Origin of the sequence: Kribbella yunnanensis (assembly GCF_039529655.1) — a bacterium.
GTDB lineage: Bacteria > Actinomycetota > Actinomycetes > Propionibacteriales > Kribbellaceae > Kribbella > Kribbella yunnanensis.
The window spans coordinates 1-887 of record NZ_BAAANF010000048.1; the positions used below are offsets into that span (position 1 = coordinate 1).

The following is an 887-nucleotide window of genomic DNA, read 5'->3' on the forward strand; positions in this document are numbered from 1 at the left end:
TGGCAGTCTAGGACTCGGTTTGGCCGGTGGTGGTGCGGATGCTGGGGAGGCTGTCGATGCCGCGTCCGCGGAGTCGGTAGCTGGCGCCTTTGAGGGTGAGGACGTCGGCGTGGTGGACGATGCGGTCGATCATCGCGGCGGCGACGGCTTGGTCTCCGAACACGCCGCCCCAGCCGGAGAACGGCAGGTTCGAGGTGAGGATCAGGGAGGCGTGTTCATAGCGGGACGAGACGAGCTGGAAGAACAGGTTCGCGGCGTCTTGCTCGAACGGGAGGTAGCCGACCTCGTCGACGATGATCAGCCCGTAGCGGCGCAGCCTGGCGAGCTCGTTGGGAAGCTTGCCGGCGCGGTGGGCGTCGGTGAGGCGGGTGACCCAGTCGGTCGCGGTGGCGAACAGGACGCGGTGTCCGTGTCGTGCCGCTGCGACTCCGAGGGCGGTGGCTAGGTGGGTTTTGCCGGTGCCGGGTGGTCCGAGGAGTACGACGTTGCGGGCCTCGGTGAGGAACCCGCCTGATGCGAGTGCGGCGATCTGTTGGCGTGCTGCTGGTTGGGCGTCGAAGTCGAAGTCCTCGAGGGTCTTGACGGCACCGAACCCGGCGGCACGGATCCGTAGTCGGGCGCCGGATGAGTTGCGGGCGGCGACTTCGCGTTCGAGAACCGCGGCCAGGTAGTCCTCGTGGGTCCAGCCGGCGTCTCGGGCTTGGTCGGCCAGCCGGGTGGCGGCCTCGGTGATCCGGGGTGCTTTCAGTGCGGCGGCCAGATAGGTGATCTGCTTGACCGCCTCAGTGGTCGCGGCGGGGTTCCTCGTCGGCTTGGTGGTGGCCATCAGTGGGTTCCTTCCTCGCCCGCGAGCCCGAATGCGCGGTCGTAGTCGGCCAGATCCCGGG

1 protein-coding gene is annotated in these 887 nt (G+C 68.5%); it reads right to left on the minus strand.

The window, feature by feature from the left end; all coding sequences use genetic code 11:
• Positions 1-7: 7 nt before the first annotated feature.
• Positions 8-826, minus strand: coding sequence for an IS21-like element helper ATPase IstB (gene istB, locus ABD231_RS42100; protein WP_344166082.1), 819 nt, complete (start codon positions 824-826; stop codon positions 8-10).
• Positions 827-887 lie beyond the last annotated feature (61 nt).

Coding starts and splice junctions, on each gene's coding strand:
- istB (WP_344166082.1), bottom strand. CDS start 826: ATGGCCACCACCAAGCCGACGAGGAACCCCGCCGCGACCACTGAGGCG.